The 19902-nt window shown below is 68.5% G+C and carries 22 protein-coding genes and 2 pseudogenes; 15 read left to right on the top strand and 9 right to left on the bottom strand.

Features of this window, described 5'->3' with window-relative positions; all coding sequences use genetic code 11:
• Window positions 1–53: 53 nt before the first annotated feature.
• A pseudogene (locus J2Y58_RS11600) lies at window positions 54–461 on the top strand (flagellin protein FlaA); the annotation flags it as partial.
• Window positions 462–1187: 726 nt separating this feature from the next.
• A pseudogene (locus tag J2Y58_RS11595) lies at window positions 1188–1448 on the top strand (flagellin); the annotation flags it as partial.
• Between the two features lie 451 nt (window positions 1449–1899).
• Here J2Y58_RS11595 and J2Y58_RS11590 read toward each other — a convergent pair.
• The 9 genes from J2Y58_RS11590 to J2Y58_RS11550 all read right to left on the bottom strand — a co-directional run bounded on the left by J2Y58_RS11590 (window position 1900) and on the right by J2Y58_RS11550 (window position 8481).
• The gene (locus tag J2Y58_RS11590) at window positions 1900–2034 is read right to left on the bottom strand and encodes a hypothetical protein (RefSeq protein WP_310103187.1); all 135 of its coding nucleotides are present in this window, start codon (window positions 2032–2034) and stop codon (window positions 1900–1902) included.
• Window positions 2035–2153: 119 nt separating this feature from the next.
• Window positions 2154–2927, bottom strand: coding sequence for a FliA/WhiG family RNA polymerase sigma factor (locus J2Y58_RS11585; protein ID WP_310103184.1), 774 nt, complete (start codon window positions 2925–2927; stop codon window positions 2154–2156).
• Window positions 2924–4987 (bottom strand): flagellar biosynthesis protein FlhA, encoded by a 2064-nt coding sequence (gene flhA, locus J2Y58_RS11580; RefSeq protein ID WP_310103181.1) that lies wholly within the window; start codon window positions 4985–4987, stop codon window positions 2924–2926. The genes J2Y58_RS11585 and flhA overlap by 4 nt, the downstream gene beginning before the upstream one ends.
• 3 nt (window positions 4988–4990) lie before the next feature.
• Entirely contained in the window at window positions 4991–5830 is an 840-nt protein-coding gene (locus J2Y58_RS11575; RefSeq protein WP_310103179.1) for a transglycosylase SLT domain-containing protein, read from the bottom strand.
• A 232-nt stretch (window positions 5831–6062) separates the two neighbouring features.
• Entirely contained in the window at window positions 6063–6377 is a 315-nt protein-coding gene (locus tag J2Y58_RS11570; protein ID WP_310103177.1) for a flagellar protein FlgN, read from the bottom strand.
• Window positions 6364–6672, bottom strand: coding sequence for a flagellar biosynthesis anti-sigma factor FlgM (gene flgM / locus J2Y58_RS11565; RefSeq protein ID WP_310103174.1), 309 nt, complete (start codon window positions 6670–6672; stop codon window positions 6364–6366). Before flgM ends, J2Y58_RS11570 begins: the two co-directional genes overlap by 14 nt.
• 68 nt (window positions 6673–6740) lie before the next feature.
• A complete protein-coding gene (locus J2Y58_RS11560; RefSeq protein ID WP_310103169.1) occupies window positions 6741–7250 on the bottom strand; it encodes a flagella basal body P-ring formation protein FlgA in 510 nt (169 codons plus the stop codon).
• On the bottom strand, window positions 7247–7792 hold the full coding sequence (locus J2Y58_RS11555; RefSeq protein WP_310103167.1) for an OmpA family protein: 546 nt from the start codon (window positions 7790–7792) through the stop codon (window positions 7247–7249). Before J2Y58_RS11555 ends, J2Y58_RS11560 begins: the two co-directional genes overlap by 4 nt.
• The gene (locus J2Y58_RS11550) at window positions 7789–8481 is read right to left on the bottom strand and encodes a MotA/TolQ/ExbB proton channel family protein (protein ID WP_310103165.1); all 693 of its coding nucleotides are present in this window, start codon (window positions 8479–8481) and stop codon (window positions 7789–7791) included. The genes J2Y58_RS11555 and J2Y58_RS11550 overlap by 4 nt, the downstream gene beginning before the upstream one ends.
• Window positions 8482–8693: 212 nt before the next feature.
• Between J2Y58_RS11550 and J2Y58_RS11545 the strand changes: the two genes are divergently transcribed.
• The 13 genes from J2Y58_RS11545 (at window position 8694) to J2Y58_RS11485 (ending at window position 19878) form a co-directional block, all read left to right on the top strand.
• Entirely contained in the window at window positions 8694–9035 is a 342-nt protein-coding gene (locus J2Y58_RS11545; RefSeq protein WP_310103163.1) for a flagellar basal body protein, read from the top strand.
• A gap of 3 nt (window positions 9036–9038) precedes the next feature.
• Window positions 9039–9449, top strand: coding sequence for a flagellar basal body rod protein FlgC (gene flgC / locus J2Y58_RS11540; protein ID WP_310103161.1), 411 nt, complete (start codon window positions 9039–9041; stop codon window positions 9447–9449).
• Window positions 9450–9451: 2 nt separating this feature from the next.
• Entirely contained in the window at window positions 9452–10159 is a 708-nt protein-coding gene (locus tag J2Y58_RS11535; RefSeq protein WP_310103156.1) for a flagellar hook assembly protein FlgD, read from the top strand.
• 39 nt (window positions 10160–10198) lie between these two features.
• Window positions 10199–11479 (top strand): flagellar hook protein FlgE, encoded by a 1281-nt coding sequence (locus J2Y58_RS11530; RefSeq protein WP_310103153.1) that lies wholly within the window; start codon window positions 10199–10201, stop codon window positions 11477–11479.
• A gap of 32 nt (window positions 11480–11511) precedes the next feature.
• Window positions 11512–12264 carry a flagellar basal body rod protein FlgF gene (locus tag J2Y58_RS11525; RefSeq protein ID WP_310103151.1) on the top strand — a complete coding sequence of 251 codons (753 nt, stop codon included), beginning with the start codon at window positions 11512–11514 and terminating at the stop codon, window positions 12262–12264.
• A gap of 15 nt (window positions 12265–12279) precedes the next feature.
• Window positions 12280–13071: a flagellar basal-body rod protein FlgG gene (flgG, locus tag J2Y58_RS11520; RefSeq protein WP_310103147.1), complete on the top strand. Its 792-nt coding sequence runs from the start codon at window positions 12280–12282 to the stop codon at window positions 13069–13071.
• Window positions 13072–13112: 41 nt separating this feature from the next.
• Entirely contained in the window at window positions 13113–13811 is a 699-nt protein-coding gene (locus J2Y58_RS11515; RefSeq protein WP_310103144.1) for a flagellar basal body L-ring protein FlgH, read from the top strand.
• A complete protein-coding gene (locus J2Y58_RS11510; protein ID WP_310103141.1) occupies window positions 13811–14905 on the top strand; it encodes a flagellar basal body P-ring protein FlgI in 1095 nt (364 codons plus the stop codon). The genes J2Y58_RS11515 and J2Y58_RS11510 overlap by 1 nt, the downstream gene beginning before the upstream one ends.
• The gene (locus J2Y58_RS11505; protein ID WP_310103139.1) at window positions 14905–15240 is read left to right on the top strand and encodes a rod-binding protein; all 336 of its coding nucleotides are present in this window, start codon (window positions 14905–14907) and stop codon (window positions 15238–15240) included. Before J2Y58_RS11510 ends, J2Y58_RS11505 begins: the two co-directional genes overlap by 1 nt.
• 132 nt (window positions 15241–15372) lie before the next feature.
• Entirely contained in the window at window positions 15373–16716 is a 1344-nt protein-coding gene (gene flgK, locus J2Y58_RS11500) for a flagellar hook-associated protein FlgK (RefSeq protein WP_310103137.1), read from the top strand.
• A 6-nt stretch (window positions 16717–16722) separates the two neighbouring features.
• Window positions 16723–17619 carry a flagellin gene (locus J2Y58_RS11495; protein ID WP_310103134.1) on the top strand — a complete coding sequence of 299 codons (897 nt, stop codon included), beginning with the start codon at window positions 16723–16725 and terminating at the stop codon, window positions 17617–17619.
• Window positions 17620–17982: 363 nt separating this feature from the next.
• Complete coding sequence (motA, locus tag J2Y58_RS11490; RefSeq protein ID WP_310103133.1) at window positions 17983–18846, top strand: flagellar motor stator protein MotA; 864 nt, start codon at window positions 17983–17985, stop codon at window positions 18844–18846.
• A 129-nt stretch (window positions 18847–18975) separates the two neighbouring features.
• On the top strand, window positions 18976–19878 hold the full coding sequence (locus J2Y58_RS11485) for a flagellar motor protein MotB (protein ID WP_310103130.1): 903 nt from the start codon (window positions 18976–18978) through the stop codon (window positions 19876–19878).
• Window positions 19879–19902 lie beyond the last annotated feature (24 nt).

Here is a 19902-nt window from a genome sequence, read left to right as displayed (position 1 = left end):
GCCACCTGCTCATTCGGGGGCGGCGGGACGGGCCGGTAGATGGAGACATTCCCATGACCGTGATCAACACCAACACCTCGGCGATGCGCGCCACCAATGCCTCGACGATGGCGAGCAAGGCGCTGTCGACCTCGATGGAGCGCCTGTCGACCGGCAAGCGCATCAACTCGGCCAAGGACGACGCCGCCGGCCTGGCGATCGCCAACCGCATGGCGAGCCAGACGAAGAGCATGGCGATGGCCGTCCGCAACGCCAACGACGGCATCAGCCTGGCGCAGACCGCCGAAGGCGCGATGGGCGAAGTCACCAACATGCTGACCCGCATGAAGGAACTGGCCACCCAGTCGGCCAACGGTACGCTGAAGGACTCGGACCGCACCGCGCTCCAGTCGGAAATGACCCAGCTCACCGCCGAGATCAACAACGTCGCCAAGACGACCTCGTTCAACGGCGTCAACCTGCTCGACGGCAGCGCGGACAATGTCAAGTTGCAGACCGGCATCAACGCTGATCAGACGATCTCGATGGCCCTGACTGACACTCGCGCTTCAACGCTGGGCTTGGCCGCGCAATCGAAGGGGGGCACGGTCAACGACTCCGCTTTCGCCGCCGCAAACGCTGAGCCGATCACGATCAACGGTCAAGGTATTGTCACCACCACCCTCGCAAAGGATGCTAAAGCTATTGCGGATGCAGTAAATGCAACCACCGCCACGTCAAACGTTGTTGCGACTGCCAAGAACAAGATGACCGTCGACGTTGGTACGCTTGAAACCGGCAAGAAATTCGTCATTGGCACCACTGACATCGTCATGACGGCGGCCGAAAAGGATGCAAATTCGCTTGCGGCTAAGATCAACACGACACTTGGTTCAGGCAGCAACATCGTCGCGAGCACCGACAGCAACAACAAGCTGGTGCTGACGAGCAAGGACGGCAGCAACATCTCGATCACCAACACCGACAGCCTGCTGTCGAATGCTAAGGTCGGTGAAAAGCAGAACGAGGCGCTGGACATCACCACCGCTCCGGCGACCGCCGCGATCGCGCGTGGCCAGGTGACGCTTGAAGCCCAAAACGGTGTCGGCATTACGGTGGCCGGCGCGGGTGCCGCGAAAGCCGGCCTGACGGCGGGCAGCACTTCGGCGATCTCGATCGCTTCGCAGACCGGTGCGTCGGCCGCGATGGGAGTCATCGACACGGCGCTCGACAAGATCTCGGCTGCTCGCGGCACGATGGGTGCGGCGCAGAACCGGCTGGAATCGACGGTCAACAACCTGACCACCACCGCGACCAACCTGTCGGACGCCAAGAGCCGTATCGAGGACGCCGACTTCTCGACCGAGACCACCGCGCTCGCCAAGGCGCAGATCCTCGGCCAGGCCTCGACCGCGATGCTGGCGCAGGCCAACCAGTCGCAGCAGGGCGTGATGAAGCTGCTCGGCTAAGTCCGGCAGCCGACCACCGGCCTCTCGCCCCCGATCAGAGCGGGGCCGGTGCCGGACAAGAAGACCCCCGTCAGCCGCAGGCTGGCGGGGGTTTTCGTTTGCGCGCGCGGCGGCGGGATCGTTGTTTCCACACGCCGTCGCCCCTGCGCAGGCAGGGGTTCATCGCTGTGTCGTCCTGACCAAACCTCGGTACAGATCTGTCGGCATTTGTGCGGCGTCGGTGCGCGACGCGGTAGACATGGGCCCGCCTGCGCAGGGGCGACAGCGCTGGTCGCAACCATTGGCAGCCACGAGGCCAGCCTGGCGCAGCCACGCCATCTCCATTCGTGCTGAGCTTGTCGAAGCACGTGTTCCGGGGCGCGCGCCTTGAGGTAAGCCGGCTAGGAGCACGCGCTTCGACAGGCTCGGCACGAACGGATCAAGGGTGTGACCGCGAGCCCAGATATGCCCGCTATTCCTCCCCCGCGACCGTCAGGTCGTCCGGGTTGTCCTCCGGCTCGCCCGCGGGCAGGTCGTCGGGCTCGGCGCCGGCGTCGGGATCGCGCTGGTTTTCGCTCAGCGCGGGGTGGCTGCGGGGCTCGGTCATCGCATCGCTCTCCTCTGCTCGAGCCGCTCCAACGCGCCACCGCGCGCCCCGGGCACGAAAAAAACCGGCCCGGCTGCGAACAGCCGGGCCGGTCGGAAGCCGGACGATGGCGCGCGGTGTCAGCGGTGCGCCATCGCCTTCTTCAACTTCGCATGCGCCGCGCTCTTGATCTGGCAGACGCGCGCCGCGCCGATGTTCAGCACCTGGCCGATCTCCTCCAGGTTCAGCTCCTCGACGTGATACAATTGGATCACCAGCTGCTCGCGCTCGGGCAAGCCGGAGATCGCGGCGATCAGCCGGTCGCGGGTCTGCGCCTCGGAAAGCTGCGCGAAGGCGTCGGGCTCGTTGCTGGCGAACCATGGCTGGTCGTCGGCATAGACCTCGTCGATCGATTCGTACTTCACCGCGTCGGCGGCGGCATATTCGGTGCGCAGCTTCTCCGGCGTCACCTCCAGCCGCTCGGCCAGTTCGCGCTCGGTCGGCGCGCGGCCATAGGCGTGGCTCAGCTGGTTGACCGCGCGCGCATATTCGCGCTTCCGGCGGATCGCACCGCGCGTCATCGCGGCGTGGCGGCGCAGCTCGTCGATCATCGCGCCGCGCAGGCGCGTGACCAGATATTGCTTCAGCGTCACCTGCCCGCGATCCTCGAACGCGGCGACCGCCTCGACCAGCGCGACCAGCCCGACCTGCACCAGGTCCTCGACCTCGATCGCGGTCGAGACGCTGCCGTGGACGTGCCACGCCAGCCGCCGGACGAGCGGGAGGTGCTCGCGCACCAGCGCATTCTCGTCGCGCGCGCGCGGGCGCGGCCGGTAGGTGAGCGGCGCGCCGTCGAGCCCCGCGGAGACGGGCTGCGCGGCGGCGAACGCCTGCGGCATCGGCTCGGCGCTCATGCCGCCAGCGCCTGCTGCTGCGGCTGGCCGCCGATGATCGCGACGACCTCGACGGCCTTGTCCTCTGGGACTTCGAAGAAGCTCATGACGGGCGTATCCGGTAGAACGGTGCGGACGAGTTTGCGGACGGCGACGCGGATCGCGGGCTGGACGACCAGCGCGAACGGCCGGGCTTCCGCGATCAGCGGCTGCGCCGCGGCTTGCAGCGCGTCGACGATGCGACGGCCGAGTTCGGGTTCGATGACGTGGCGGCCGGGATCCTGCCGCGCGGCTTGGCCGAGCAATTGCTCCAGCCCGCCCTCCAGCGTCATCACGCGCAGCGGTTCGCGCACGCCCGCCAGCTTGGCGATGATGAGCGAGCCGAGCTCGGGGCGGATCAGCTCGATGATCTCGCCCGGATCGCCGGTGCGCTGCGCGGCGATCGAGATCGCGGCGGCGATGCGACGGAATTCGCGCAGCTGGATGCCTTCGGCCAACAGCCCCTTCAGGACGGTCGCCAAGGAGGTGAGCGGCAGCGGGGCCAGTGCGGCGACCAGTTGCGGCGCGCGCTCCTTCAGTTCGTCCAGCAGCGACTGCACCTCGTCGGCGCCCAGCAGGTCGCCGGCATTGGCGCCCAGCGCATGGTTCAGGTGCGTGGCGATCACGGTACCCGAATCGACCACCAGATAGCCCTGGCCGGTCGCGACATCGGCGTCGCCCGGCGAGATCCAGGTCGCGTCGAGCCCGAAGGTCGGGTCCTTGGCCTTCTTGCCGATCAGCTCGCCGAAGCCCTGGCCGGTGTCGAGCGCCAGCATCTCGTCGGGCGACACCTGATCCTCGCCGACGCACACGCCGCCCAGCATCACGCGATAGGTGTAGGGCGGCAGGTTGATGTCGTCGCGGACTCGCACCTGCGGGACGACGAAGCCGAGCTCCTTCGACAGCTGGCGGCGCACGCCGGTGATGCGGCCCATCAGCGGCGCGCCGCGACGCTCGTCGACCAGCGGCACCAGGCCATAGCCGATGTCGAGGTTGACCAGCATCGTCTCCGACACTTCGTCCCAGCCGATCTTGGAGGGATCGGGCGCCTCGACCGGGGCGGGCGGCTCGACGAAGGCGGGGCGCTTGGCGATCTGGTGCAGCTTCCACGCCGCGAACCCGGCGGCACCGGCCAGCGGCAGGATGACGAAGTGCGGCATCCCCGGCAGCACGCCCAGCAGCACCAGGATCACCGCGACCGGGGTCCAGGTGCGCGCCGAGCCGAACTGGCTGCCGATCTGGCCGGCCAGGTCCTTTTCGGACTTCACGCGGGTGACGATGGCGGCGGCGGCGATCGACAGCAGCAGCGCCGGCACCTGCGCGACCAGCGCGTCGCCGATCGCGAGCATCGTATAGGTCTGCGCGGCCTTGGCGATCGTCAGCGAATGGCTGACCGGGCCGAGGATGAGGCCGCCGACGATGTTCGCGGCCAGGATCAGCAGGCCGGCGACCGCGTCGCCCTTCACGAACTTCGACGAACCGTCCATCGAGCCGTAGAATTCGGCCTCGGTCGCCACATCGACGCGGCGCTTCTTGGCCTCGTCCGGCGTGATCAGGCCCGCGTTCAGGTCGGCGTCGATCGCCATCTGCTTGCCGGGCAGCGCGTCGAGCGTGAAGCGCGCCGACACTTCGGACACGCGGCCCGCGCCCTTGGTGACGACGATCAGGTTGATGATGACGATGATCGCGAAGACGAACAGGCCGACGACATAGTCGCCGCCGATCACGAACGATCCGAACGCCTCAATGACATGCCCCGCCGCCGCCGATCCGGTGTGGCCGTGGACCAGCACGATGCGCGTCGAGGCGACGTTCAGGCCGAGCCGGAACAGCGTCGCGAACAGCAGCACGGTCGGGAACGACGAGAAGTCGAGCGGCTTTTCGGCGTTCAGCGCGACCATCAGCACCGCCAGGCTGATCGTGATGTTCATGATGAAGAACACGTCGAGCATGAAGGCCGGGATCGGCACGACCATCAGGACGACGAGCAGCAGGATCGCGGCGGGGAGCGCACCCTGGCGCGCGGCGGCGAGGATCTTCATCTTTTAGCGCCCCAGCCCGGCGAGCATCATATAGGCGAGCCGCGCATTATCGGGCGACGGTCGCAGCAGGCTGCCGCCCGTGCCGCGCGCGTTCAAGGCCGACCTGGCCCAGTCGAGCGCGTCGGTCGCGCTCTGCCCGGTGCCGGTGACGACGGTGGCATCCTCGCCCATCGCCAGCGCCTGCGCGGCGAACTGCCATTGGTTGTTCGCCTTGGCGGTGGCGGCGGCGTCCGAATTGTTGCCCAGCTTGTCGGCGAAGCGCTGATAGACCTCGGACAGCGACCGCGCCGAGCCGTCGCGCTCGTAGAAGACGCTGCGGTTCGCGCGGGCGGCGGAGGGGAAGACGGCGGCGGCGCTGCGATCCGGATTGCTCTGCATCGCCGACAGGAAGGTGCGCGCGCCGCCGATGCCCAGGAAGTGCGCCATGTACAGGTCGGTACCGGTCGCCTCGCGCCCCGTGACCGCTTCGATCGCGCCCTTGTTGTCGCTGGCATGCTCGGCGGCCATCAGCGCGGAGATCTCGGGGTTGTTGCGCAAGCCGAGGATCGCCTCGCGGTTGCCGCCGCTCACCACGTAACGCCCGCCCGACTTCTGGATGCTGTCCGCCGCCCAGCCGAGCCCATGCTCGCCGCCGTGCTGCTTGACGACCGCCAGCCAGCTCTGGTCGAGGAACTGGTACAGCCCGGTCGCCGAGGAGGTGCCCGAGCGCGCATTGGCGTTCAGCCCGCTCTCCAGCCGCGCCTGACCCATCAGGTAATCGAAGTCGACGCCGGTGCGCTGCGCCGCGCGCTGGATCGCGGACGTGACGCGCTGGGTAGCAGAGGTGATCGCGGAAACCGTCATGCCCGGCAATGAAGCAAGGCGCGTGCCACTCTGTCCGTTATGCCCGCTTTCACCCGTCATCCCCGCGCAGGCGGGGATCCAGAACCTCTGACCTGTGCGGCTCTCGCGAAGACCTGCGCGTCTGGATTCCCGCCTCCGCGGGAATGACGAAGGGGGATGGGCGGGCGAAACCCCGGAATCACAACGCCCCGGCGGTGGGGCCGGGGCGTGTCGGTGTCAGCGGTGATGCCGGTCAGGCGTAGGCGGCGGCCGGTCCGCGGCCATAGGCGTTGCCGCCCTGACCGGAAAGAAGTTGCAGGCGGCGGCGAACATTTGCCGCCATCAGGTTCACATAGATCCGGCAGGTGTCGTTGAGCCGGTCCGCCTCCTCGACCAGCCCGCGCAGCTCCGGCGTGGCCGGGCCGTCGCCCAGCTGCTGCAATTCCTCGATCGCACGCAGCTTGTTCGACGTGGCGCGCTCCAGCGCGTTCATGTCGTTGCTCTTCAGCGCCGCGATCTCGGCATGGAGCATGTCGATGACGCGGACCAGGGCATCACGCCGGTTCATTCTGTGACATCCAATCGTAGCGAAGCGCGATGAACTGGTCCGCGATCGTGGAGGGCGACAGCGGGAAGGTACCGTTGGCGAGCGCGGTCTTGATCTGCTGCACGCGGTCGGCGTTGACCGGTGGGGCGGACGCCATCGCGCTCGCCATCGCGCCGGGCGCCTGCGTCGCATCCGGGCCCGCCGCCTTTGCGACCGGCGCCGCGTCCGCGACGGCTGCGGCCTTCGTCGTCCGCTGGACGGTCGAGACGGAGGATAACCCCGCCCGCGCCGTCGCTGATCCTAATGATTCCACCATGTCCACACCTGTGGGTTTCCGCTGACACCGGCAGAAACGACCAAATGAGGTGCGGCTTTAGCACTTTTTTATTCCGGCCAACCCGGCAGGGTCGCGCGGCCCGCGTCGACCGCCACCGCCTGCACCGGGCGCACCGCATCGGCGACGCGGATCATCACCCGGCCGCCGGGTGCGGCATCCGCCATCGCCACGCCCTCGCGCGTGATCGAAAAGCCGTCGGAGCCCGCCTCGATCGTCACGGGATCGCCGCGCCGGATCACCGGCTCGGCACGCGGCACCGGCGCGACCGCGCCGGCGCGCACCACCGCGGGGGCGGCGGTGGCGGCGCGTGGGGCTGCGATGACGGGGACGAACACCCGCCATGCCGGCTCGGCGCAGGCGACGACGACCGCGTCATGCGCATCGGTGCGCCAGGACAGCGCGACCATCGAACAGGTCGCGAGCCGCAGCCGCGGGTCGACCGGCGCGCGCGCGCCGCCCTCGCTGCCGATCGGGCGCGCGGTAAAGGCGGCGACCGCGCGGTCGAGCGCGGCGGTATCCTGGAAACTGAGCGCGGCGGCGGCGAGCAGGGCGATCATCGGGCGGTTCCTTTGTTCGGGGTTTCGCCGGCGAAGGCGAGCGTGACGACCACCGCGCGCGGCCCGCGCGCCGGGGTGGTGGACAGCAGCAGCCGCGCGTCCGGCACGCCGGCGGCGACCAGCGCGGCGGCGACCGCGCGCGCTCGGTCGGCGGCGAGGACCGTGGCACTGTGCGAGGCGGGGTCGACGTCCTGCGCGCTCCCGTCGGTGCCGCCGGTGACGGTCAGCCGCACGCGCGGATCGCGCAGCTCGCCCTTCGCCCAGCCGAGGAGCGCGTCGGGGCGCTGCGGCAGCGCGGCCGAGCCGGGGGCGAAATCCGCGACGCCGTGGCTGGCGACCGGCATCGCGGCGGGCGCGGGTTCCACCCCGAACCCTTGCGCGATCCCGCGCGCCAGCTCGCGCGGCGACAGCGTCTGATTGGCCTGGAGCAGCACGAAGAACCCGACCAGCAGCAGCGCGAGGTCGGCCAGCGTCACCAGCCACAGCGGCCGCCCCGGCGCCACGTCCAGCAGCGCCCCGTCGCTCGTCCGGTCGGCGCTCATGCCGCCTCGTCCTGTTCGACCGGTGCGACCGGCGCCTCCGGCTCATGCAGCCGCACAGGGCGCGCGCGCGGCGCCTCGCGCTCGGCAAGCTCGGCAAGCGGCGCGACCAGCCGCTCGCGTTCGATCAGTTCGGCGCGTGCCGCGGTGCGCAGCCGCGCCGCGATCGGCATCGCGACCAAATTGGCGAGCAGCGCGCCATACAGCGTCGCCAGCAGTGCCACCGCCATCGCCGCGCCGATCGCCTGCGGATCGCTCATCCGCGTGAACATCGCGACGAGGCCGATCAGCGTGCCGACCATTCCCATCGCGGGCGCGGTCTCCGCCATCGCGGTCCAGCATTCGATGGTCAGCCGGTGGCGTTCGGCGCGCTGGCGGCGCGCGGTGTCCAGCGCGGCGACCACCGCGGGCGCGTGCGCGCCGTCGACGATCAGCGCGATTGCCGCGGCGATGTCGGCATCGCGGATCACGCTGCGGTCGAGCGCGTGGACGCCGTGGCGCTGCGCGATGCGGGCGAGCGCGACGATCTGCTCCAGCCGGCTTTCCGCGCGGAAGCGGCGGCGCGGCAGCGCACGCAGCGCCAGCAGCGCGCAGCCGAGATCGCGCAGCGGGGTGCGCAGCGCCGTCGCCAGCAACGTGCCGCCCAGCACGATCGCCAGCGCGACGGGGTCGAAGAACAACGTGGGGGTCATGCCCACCCGGTTTGCAAGCGGCGGGCCAAGTGACTCGCGCGCTGTGTGGCGGCAGCGGCACGCGCCCGGGCGGCAACCGCGATTGCCGGCAACCGGCAAACCCTTGCCGCTTCACCGGCGAACGGCGGGCCGTGCGGCCCTTGCGGGCATTTGGCACGCCCTTTGCTGACTAGCCTCGTGCACCTGTCGTGCACTGCAAGGAGTTGGGCCCGATGGCCGATGGATTGTTCGGAGTTCACGCCGCCGCGCTGGAGGTGCGTGCCCAGCGCATGGGCGTGCTGGCGTCGAACATCGCCAATGCGTCGACGCCCAACTTCAAGGCGCGCGACATCGACTTCAAGGCCGCGCTGAACGCGGTCGAGGGGCAGCCGGGCGGCGGCATCGGAGACGCGCTGAAATACCGCGTCCCCACCAACCCGTCGATGGACGGCAACACCGTCGAACTGTCCACCGAGCAGACCGCCTTCGCCGAGAACGCCGTCCAGTATCAGAGCACGCTGGCGTTCCTGAACGGGCGCATCGGCCAGATCACCCGCGCGCTGAAGGGAGAATAAGGCATGTCGAACCCGTCGATGTCGATCTTCCAGGTCGCCGGGCGCGCGATGTCGGCGCAGCTGACGCGCATGAACACCACCGCCTCGAACCTTGCCAACGCCGGCGGCGTGGCCGGTACCGAGGAGGGCGCCTACAAGACGATGAAGCCGGTGTTCCGCACCAGCTTCGACCAGGCGTCGGGCCTGTCGACCGTCGACGTGCAGCAGATCGTCACCGCCGGCGAGAAGCCGACCAAGCGCTACGATCCGAACCATCCGCTGGCCGACAAGGACGGCAACGTCTTCGACGCGGCGGTCGATGAATCGCGCGAGCTGGTCGACATGATGGAGACCGCGCGCAGCTACCAGAACAACGTCGAGGTCATGCAGACCGCCAAGACGCTGATCCTCGACACCCTCAAGATGGGCCGCTGACCATGACCACCGCCATCTCCGCTACCGACAAGGCCGCGCAGGACGCGATCTACGCCGCCGCCGGCCTCGCGCAGGCCAAGCCGAAGACGAACGCCACCGCCACCACCGGCCAGTCGTCGCTGGGGCAGAAGGACTTCGTGCGCCTGATGACCGCGCAGCTGCAATATCAGGATCCGTTCAACCCGCAGGACAATACGCAGATGGTCGCGCAGATGGCGACCTTCTCGCAGGTCGCCGGGATCAGCGAGATGAGCAGCACGCTGGCCGGGATCGCCAGCCGGCTCGGCACCACCACCGCCGGCGATGCGATGAGCTTCGTGGGGCGCACCGTCCTGACCGAGGGCAAGACCGCGTACGAGCGGACCGCCGGCGGCATCATGGGCGGGGTGGAGCTGGCCAATTCGGCCAGCGACGTCGACGTCACGATCACCGACAAAAACGGGATGGCGGTCAAGAACATCCAGCTCGGCAAACAGGACGCCGGCACCGTCGACTTCACGTGGGACGGCAAGGACGCCGCCGGCAACAAGGTCGAGAACGGCCCCTACACCGTCACCGTCGAAGCCGCGAACGGCAGCACGATCGTCGAGGCCAAGCCGCTCGTCTGGGCGCCGGTCGAGACCGTCAGCCTGGTCGCCGGCGGCGAGCCGGTCCTCAACGTCACCGGCCTCGGCAAGGTCGATCCCGCCGCGGTCCGCAAGGTCGCCTGATCCACCCCTTTCACCCGATTACCCCCAGGAGCACACCCCATGTCCTTCTTCACCTCGCTTTCGGGCCTTCAGGCCATGCAGACCGACATGTCGGTCATCAGCCACAACCTGGCCAACGTCTCCACCAACGGGTTCAAGAAGAGCCGCACCGCGTTCGCCGACGTCATCTCGTCGAACGTGTCGACCGATCCGCGCAAGATGGTCGGCTCGGGCGTGTCGGTGAAGGGCACGGTGCAGCAATTCTCGGACGGTTCGTCGAACCAGACCAAGAGCGCGCTCGACATGCAGATCCTGGGCGAAGGCTTCTTCGTCGTGAAGTCGACCGGCCTGTCGGACCAGGTCAACTACACCCGCACCGGCGCCTTCACCGTCGACGACAGCCGCAACGTGATCGACGCGCAGGGCAGCTACCTGATGGTCTATCCGGTCGACAACGACGGCAACGTCACCGCGACCGGCGACAAGTCGCTGACCAACCTGCAGATCCAGCCGACCAGCGGCTCGCCCTCGGCGACCAAGAACGTCGCCACCAAGGTGCAGATCCCGTCGACCGCGACGGTCAAGGATCCCGCCGCCTTCAAGCGCACCGACACCTCGACCTACAACAACTCGGTCGCGACGCGCATCTACGACGCGAACGGCAATCCGATGACGATGACCAGCTATTACGTCCGCACCAAGGAAGGCGAACCCGCGGGTACGCCGCCGAACACGGGAACGTGGCAGGTCTTCACCTTCGTCGGCGACCAGATGCTGACTCCGAAGGGCGGGACGCAGCCGGGCCCGGTCACGCAGACCTATGATACCAAGGGCGCGCTGGTGGCCCCGACGTCGATCACGTTCGAGGACTTCATCCCGGTGTCGGGCGCCGCGGCGCAGGGCATCAAGCTCGACCTGACCGGCTCGACGCAGACCGCGGCGGCGGCGGCGGTCAGCAACCGCGTGCAGGACGGTGTCGCGGTCGGCCAGCTGGTCGGCATCACCGTCGACGACGCCGGCATCATCAAGGCCAGCTATTCCAACTCGGACATCGTGCCGCTCGGCAAGGTGGCGATCGCGAAGTTCTCCGCGCCGACCGGGCTGCGCCAGGCGGGCAGCAACTATTGGCAGGCGACCGGTATCTCGGGGAAGGCGACGCTCGGCTTCGCCGCCGCGGAGGGTTTCGGCAGCCTGAAGTCGGGCCAGCTCGAAGGCTCGAACGTCGACATCACCGAAGAGCTGGTCAACCTGATCGCGGCGCAGCGCAACTTCCAGGCGAACTCGAAGGCGCTCGATACCGCGACGCAGGTGTCGCAGTCGATCTTCAACATCCGCGCCTAAGCTGAGCCGTCGGTCCGTCGGAGAGGATGTAAGTGGACAAGCTGGTCTATACCGCGGCGACCGGCCTGCGCGCGCACATGCAGTCGCAGGCCGCGATCGCCAACAACATGGCGAACGCCTCCACCACCGGCTTTCGCGCCGACCGGGTGGTGTTCGAGCGGATCATCCTGTCCGACGGATCGTCGCAACTGTCGGCGCGCCAGCCGACCTCGGAGGAGGTGCGCGACGCCGATCGCGCGCCGGGCGTCATCCAGCAGACCGGGCGCCCGCTCGACGTCGCGCTGGGCGATGCCGACAAATGGCTGGCGGTGCAGGCCTCGGACGGGTCGGAGGCGTACACGCGTCGCGGCGACCTGACGGTCGCCGCCTCGGGCGCGCTCCAGACCGGCGATGGCTTCATCGTCATGGGGCAGGGCGGCCCGATCACGATCCCGCCGTACGATTCGATCTCGATTGGCAGCGACGGCTCGATCTCGATCGTGCCGCAGGGCGACAAGACCGGGCAGACCACCGTCGTCGACCGGCTGAAGGTCGTCTCCAGCAAGGGCAGCGATGCCGTGAAGGGGCTCGACAATTTGATGCGCGTGCGCGGCGGCGGCGCGATGCCCGCCGATCTCGACGCCGGGGTCACCAGCGGCGCGCTGGAAGGCTCCAACGTCAACATGACCCAGGCGCTGGTCGACATGATCGAGAACCAGCGCAGCTACGAAGTGCAGGCCAACCTGTTGAAGGAGGCCCGCTCCATGGACGAATCGAGCGCATCGGTGATGCGCCTGCCGGGTTGAGGAAGGACCTGACCGATGACCACCGCCGCCATGCACATCGCGCGCACCGGACTGGACGCCCAGGACACCCGGATGCGCGTCATCTCGAACAACCTCGCCAACGTCGCCACCACCGGCTTCAAGCGCGACCGCGCCGCGTTCGAGACGCTGTCGTATCAGGTCGTGACCGCGCCGGGCGCGCAGTCGACCGGTGAGACGCAATATGCCACCGGGCTGAACCTCGGCACCGGCGTGCGCGTGCAGGGTACGTCGCGCACCGAGACGCAAGGATCGATGAACCAGACCGGCAACAGCCTCGACCTCGCGCTCGACGGCAACGGCTATTTCCAGGTGCAGATGCCCGGCGGGCAGCTCGGCTACACCCGCGCCGGCAATTTCTCGCGCTCGCCCGAAGGATTGCTGATCACCAGCCAGGGGTATCAGGTGATGCCGGGCATCACCGTGCCGCAGAATGCGACGCAGATCACGATCGGCATGGACGGCACCGTCACCGCCACCGTGCCGGGGCAGGCGGAGGGGCAGAACCTGGGGCAGATCCAGGTGGCCAGCTTCCCCAATGCCGCCGGGCTCGAATCGAACGGCGACAATTTCCTGCTCGAGACCGCGTCGAGCGGCGCGGCCAACATGGGCGTGCCCGGCGAGGACGGGCGCGGGCGCGTGCGGCAGGGCACGCTGGAGGCGAGCAATGTGAACGTCGTCGAGGAACTCGTCGACATGATCGAGACGCAGCGCGCGTACGAGGTCAATTCGAAGATGATCTCCGCCACCGACGACATGCTGAAATACGTTAACCAAAATCTGTCATGACGCGGATCATGACGACTGCCTCTTCCCTTCGCCGAATTCGCATGCTCGTGGGCGGCATGCTCGGTGCCGCCGCCGCGGTCGCGCTGGTGCCCGCCCCCGCGCACGCCAGCGTGTTCGGCAAGCTGCTCAAGAAGAAGCCGGCCGAGGATTTCAGCGCCGCGCGGGTCGAGCCGCTGGCCCCGGTGCCGACCGCCCCGGTCGCGAACGGATCGATCTTCCAGGCCTCGGACGGCTATGCCGCGCTGTACGAGGGGTGGCGCGCGCGCCGCGTCGGCGATCCGCTGACGATCGTGCTGGTCGAGCGCACCGCCGCCTCCAAGTCGTCGGCGTCGAAGATCGATTCGAAGGGATCGTTCGGGCTCACGCCGCCTACCTCCGGTCCGCTGGGCGGCTTGCTGAGCCCCAGCGACGTCGGGATGGACGGGCGGCGCGGCTTCAACGGCACCGGCAGCGCCGACCAGGCCAATTCGCTTTCCGGCGAGGTCTCGGTGACGGTCGCGGAGGTCTATCCCAACGGCACGATGCTGGTGCGCGGGCAGAAGCGCGTGACGCTGAACCGCGGCGACGAATTCGTGCAGATCAAGGGCATCGTCCGGTTCGCCGACGTCGACCGCGACAATCGCGTGCCCTCGACGCGCGTCGCCGACGCGCAGATCGCCTATACCGGCAAGGGCGACGTCGCCCGCGCCAGCCGCCAGGGCTGGCTGTCCCGCTTCTTCCAGGTGGTGAGCCCGTTCTGATGCTGCGCACGCTGTTCATCGCGCTGATCGCGCTGCTGGTGTCGTTTCCCGCCCACGCCGACCGGATCAAGGATCTCGGCGGTTTCCAGGGCATCCGCTCGAACCAGCTGACCGGTTACGGTGTGGTCGTCGGGTTGCCGGGCACCGGCGACGACAATCTCGAATATACGGTGCAGTCGGTGAAGGCGGTCGCCTCGCGCTTCGGGCTGCAGCTGCCCGCCGGCGCCAACCCGGGGCTGAAGAACGCCGCGGTCGTGCTCATCACCGCCGACCTGCCGCCCTTCGCCAAGCCCGGGCAGAAGATCGACATCACCGTCGCCTCGATGGGCAAGGCCAAGTCGCTCCGCGGCGGCGCGCTGGTGCTCACCCCGCTCCTGGGCGCGGACGGGCAGGTCTATGCGATGGCGCAGGGCAATCTCGCGGTCGGCGGGCTCGGCGCGGAGGGCGCGGACGGGTCGAAGATCGTCGTCAACATCCCCTCCACGGGCCGCATCCCCGAAGGGGCCACGGTGGAGCGCGCGGTCGCGACCGGCTTCGCCGACACGCCGTTCCTCACCTACAACCTCGCGCGCGCCGACTTCACCACCGCGCAGAACGTCGCGGCGGCGATCAACCGCAAGCTCGGCTTCGGCACCGCGCAGGCGACCGATGCGGTCTCGGTGGCGGTGCGCGCGCCGGTCGGCGCCGACGTCCGCGCGATGCTGATGAGCGAGATCGAGAATCTCAGCGTCGATTCGGCGGAGCCGCCCGCCAGGGTGATCGTCAACGCCCGCACCGGCACCGTCGTCATCAACTCCGCGGTCCGGCTCGGCGCGGCGGCGGTGACGCACGGCAAGCTGACGGTGCGCATCGACGAGAGCCAGCGCGTCAGCCAGCCCGCCCCGCTCAGCGGCGGCCAGACCGCGCTGGAGAACCGCTCCAACGTCCAGGTCACCGAGGAGAAGAAGCCGATGTTCCTGCTCTCGCCCGGCCCGAAGCTGGCCGACGTGGTGAAGGCGGTGAACGCGATCGGCGCGTCCCCGGCCGACCTCGTCGCGATCCTGGAGGCGCTGAAGGAAGCCGGCGCGCTCAAGGCCGAGCTGGTGGTGCTGTGATGACCGACGCGATCAACGGCAGCATCACCGGCCAGACCGGGCTCGACACCGGCCTGTCGCGCCAGGCCACGAAGCAGAACCTCGACAAGGCCGCGCAGCAGTTCGAATCTGTCTTCACCGGCATGATGCTGAAGTCGATGCGCGCCGCAAAGCTCGCCGACCCGCTGATCGACAGCAAGGCGATGGAGACGTTCCGCGACATGAGCGACCAGAAGGTCGTCCAGAACATGGCCGAACACCACCCGCTGGGCATCGGTGCGGCGATGAGCAAGTTCCTGGCGCAGGCGCAACCGGCGCTGGGGGATGCGGGGACGGCCCCCGGCGCGAAACCCTGACCCGTCTCGAAGCCGCCGTGGTGGCGCGTGCCCTTCGACACGAGGCTTCGACGGGCCCGGCCCTTCCTCGCCGCAAACGGGCAGGCGGGGGCATAAACCCGATCTTAACCCGAATCGTGCCACCCTGTCGGCATGGCTGACCTGCTCTCCATTGGCGCTTCGGGCGTGCGCACGTATCAGACGGCGCTGACGACGACGTCGGAGAACATCGCCAATGCCGGCAACGCGTCCTACGTGCGGCGCACCCCCAGCATCCGCGAGATCAGCGGCGGCACCGGCTATAATACCTCCTCGCCGAACGGCATGGGCGCGTCGGCGTTCAACATCCTGCGCTCCGGCAATGCCTATGCCGACCAGTCGCTGCGGACCGCTTCGTCGGACCTGTCGCGGACCGAGGCGGGGTCGGTCTGGCTGGAGCGGGTCGAAACCGCGCTCGCCAGCGGCGGGCTGTCGTCGCGCATGACCGCCTTCTTCGCCGCGGGCACCGCGCTTCAGGCCGATCCGACCTCCACCGCGCTGCGTGCGGGAATGCTCAGCGCGGGCACCTCGGTCGCCGACGCGTTCGGCGTCACCGCGCGCGCGCTCGACGATGCCGCCGCCGAGCTCGACGGGCAGGCCGGGCAGGCCGCCGCCGAGCTGACGCGGCTCAACCAGGCGGTGCTGAAGGTCAACCAGGGGCTGGTGCGCACCGCGCCCGGCACCTCGGCGATGGCCGGGCTGCTCGACCAGCGCGACGACCTGCTCCAGCAGATGAGCGCGCTGACCGACATCGACGTGAAGATCGACGACGTCGGCCGCGCGACCGTGCGCGCTACCGGCCCCAACGGCCCGGTGCTCGTCGATCCGCGCGACGCCAGCGAAGTCGCGTACGGCCGCACCGGCAACAATGTCGCACTCGCCGTCCGTCCGCCGACCGGCGCGCCGACCCTGTTCGATCCCGACGGCGGCACGCTCGCTGGCATGGTCGAGGGGGCGCAGCGCATCGCGTCGAACCGCGACGCGCTCGGCCGCATCGCCACGGATCTGGTCGAGACGGTGAACGCGCAACAGGCCGCCGGCGACGATCTGAAGGGCGACGACGGCAAGGATTTCTTCACCGCCAGCGCCACCGACCCGACCGTGTTCACCGTCGCGCTGGCCAGCGGCGACGGGATCGCCGCGGCGGGGCGCGACAAGGGCACGCGCGACGCCTCGAACCTCGCCGCGCTCGGCGCCAAGCGCAGCAGCGTCGGGTTCGAGGGTCGCGTCCAGTCGCTGGTCACCGACAATGCCGCCACGCTCAAGCAGCGGCGGCTGGTCGCCGATGCGCAGACCACGATCCGCGACGGCGCGATCACCACGCGCTCCGAGCTGACCGGCGTGAACCTGGATAACGAGGCGGTCGACCTGCTGAAGTTCCAGCAGGCGTATCAGGCGTCCAGCCGCGTCATCCAGGTCGCCAAGGAAACCTTCCAGTCGATCCTCGAGATCAGGTAACGCGCGATGCAGATCTCCAGCAGCCTCATGTTCGATCGGTCCGCGGCGCGGATGGGATCGCTGATGTCGAACGCGGTCAAGCTCCAGACCCAGCTGGCGACCGGCAAGAAGTTCACCTCGCCGTCCGAGAACGTCGCGGTCGGGCAGCAGCTCGCCGAGTTCCAGCGCAAGAGCATCGATGCCGAGGCCTATACCTCGAACATGAACATGTCGTCGTCGCTGCTGTCGCAGGCCGATACGACGCTGAACTCGATCACCGAGCAGATGCAGCGCGCGACCGAACTGACGGTACGCGCCGGCAACGGGTCGCTCAGCGTCCAGGACCGCAAGGTGATCGGCGACGAGCTGAAGGCGGTCGTCGATACGCTGATGGGGCTCGGCAACGTCAACGATTCGAACGGCCGCGCGCTGTTCGGCAGCGCGACCGGCGAGGCCGCCATCACCAGGAAGGACGACGGCACCTTCACCTACAACACCGCGCCGTCGTTGTCGGAGGTGCCGATCGCCGACAACATGTCGATCCAGCCGACCGAGACCGCGGCACGGATCTTCCAGGGCCCGGCCGGCGACACGCTCCAAATCCTCACCCAGCTCGCCACCGCGCTGCAACAGGGCGACGCCACCGGCGAGTCGGCGCGTAACATGCTCGACAAGGTCAACGCCGCCACCGATCAGGTGTCGATCGTCCAGGCGTCGGTCGGTGCGCGCGCCGCACGCGTCGACCTGCAACAGACGTTGCAGGAGAATGTCTCGGCCGACCGCGAGGAGCTGCGCTCGTCGCTGGAGGACACCGACATGACCGCGGTGGCGGCGGAATTCGCCAAGACGATGACGATCCTCAACGCGACGCAATCGAGCTTCTCGAAACTGTCGCAGCTGTCGCTCTTCAGCTACCTGCGCTGATCCGTTTCCAGGACCGCTCGATATTCACCTTCCACGGCGGTTTCGTCATCCCCGCGCAGGCGGGGATCCAGAACCTCCGCCGTTGCGGCTCTATGAGCGGGCAAAGCGTGTCTGGATTCACGCCTGCGCGGGAATGACGGCGGGAGCGATCTTGGGTCGCTTACCTAAACGTCGGTCGATCCCAGCCGATATGGCGCGTCAGTCGACCGACCGCCCAAGCGCAGGAGAAACGGGTTGGTAGGCCACACCACCTCGCGACCGGTAAACCGCACATAACGCCCTCCCCGGTAACCACTTCTCCACCGCTGCCGGGTTAACCACTCCCCCGAAGAATCATCCCGCCAGCATTTGGGGAAAAGTGCCATGTTCCCGGCCATCGGCCTCGTCATCCTCCTCGGCATGGTGTTCGGCGGTTTCGCCATCACCGGCGGCAACCTCGAGCCCGTCTTCGAGGCGATCCCGCACGAAATGCTCATCATCGGCGGCGCCGCGGTCGGCGCGCTGGTCATCGGCAATTCGGGCAAGGAGCTGAAGGCGCTCGGCGGCGGCCTCGGCAAGGTCTTCAAGGGGCCGAAGTACAAGAAGCAGGATTATCTCGACGTCATCTTCCTCGTCAGCAAGCTGATGAAGATGCTGCGGATGGAAGGGCCGATCGCGCTCGAGCCGCATGTCGAGGACCCGAAGTCCTCGGCGGTGTTCGCCGAATATCCCAGGCTGCTGAAGGACCATACGCTCGTCAACCTGATCGCCGACACGCTGCGGCTGGTGGTCGTCTCCTCGGGCACGCTCGACGTCCATGCGGTCGAGGAAGTGATGGAGAATGCGATCAAGACCCACCACCACGAGGTGGAGGGCCCCGAGCACACGCTCCAGAGCCTCGCCGATTCGCTCCCCGCGCTCGGCATCGTCGCGGCGGTGCTCGGCATCGTGAAGACGATGGGCTCGATCGACAAGCCGCCCTCGGTGCTCGGCGGCATGATCGGCTCGGCGCTGGTCGGCACCTTCATGGGCGTGCTGCTCGCCTATGGCATCGTCAATCCGTTCGCCGGCCGGCTGAAGCAGGTCGTGGAGGCCGACGCGGCGATCTACCACGTGGTCAAGCAGATCATCATCGCCTCGCTCCATGGTCACCCGCAACCGCTGGTGATCGAGGCGGCGCGTTCGGGGATCGACCACAAGAACCAGCCCGGCTTCGCCGAGGTGTTCGACGGCCTGCGCGGCAAATGATGTTCGATCGGCTCACGCCGATGATCGGCACCGGCCCGCTCCCCCACCCGACCGCCCAATCAGGGTACGATCGTGGGCGGTCGGGTGGGGGAGCGGGCCGGTGCCGCTGTTCCGAAGGAACCAAGTGAAATGGCCAAGGCACCGCACGGCAAGAACGAGCCGCCCAAGATCGTCATCGTCAAGAAGATCACGATGGTCGCCGGGGGGCACCACGGCGGCGCGTGGAAGGTCGCCTATGCCGATTTCGTGACCGCGATGATGGCGTTCTTCCTCCTGCTGTGGCTGCTCGGCGCGACCACCGAGAAGCAGCGCAAGGGCATCGCCGATTATTTCGCGCCGACGCTGATCGACAAGAAGCGCGTCGGGATCGGCGGCAACGGCATGTTCGGTGGCGAGTCGCTGACCTCCAAGGAGAAGATCGGGCCCAAGGCGGGCACGTCGGACCTGCACGCGCTGGCGCTGGTCACCACCGACCCGGTCGGCGAGATGAAGGGTTTCGGGACCAAGGGGTCGCTGCGCAGCTCGTCGCAGATCGCCAAGGAGGATGCGAAGAACTTCGCCAAGCTGCGCCAGCAGGTGATGCAGAAGATCGCGGCCAACCGCGAGCTGGCGAAGCTGGCCAAGCACATCCGCTTCTCGATGACCTCCGACGGGATGCGCATCGACCTGGTCGACGACGCCGATTATTCGATGTTCGCGCTGGGGACGACCGCGCTCGCCACCGATGCCTCGGCGCTGATCGGGCTGGTCGCGCAGGGAATCCGCGAGACGCCGAACCCGATCATGATCCGCGGCTATACCGACAGCCTGCCGTTCGGCGATCCGCGTGCGATGAACAACTGGATGCTGTCGTCGGGCCGTGCCGAATCGACCCGCCGCCGTCTGGCGCTGGGCGGCATCCCCGAGGCGCGCTTCAACCGCATCGAGGGCGTGGCGGACCGCGAGCCGATGATCGCCGACAACCCGCAGGACCCCCGCAACCGCCGCGTCGCGATCACCCTGCTGTACCGCGCGGGCTCCTTCGGTCAGTAAGCTCGCCGCGTCTCCAACCCCGTT

The organism is Sphingomonas sp. BE138, assembly GCF_031456125.1.
Classification (GTDB): domain Bacteria; phylum Pseudomonadota; class Alphaproteobacteria; order Sphingomonadales; family Sphingomonadaceae; genus Sphingomonas.
Note: the sequence above shows the minus strand (reverse complement) of the source record. Positions and strands in the feature narration are given on the sequence as shown.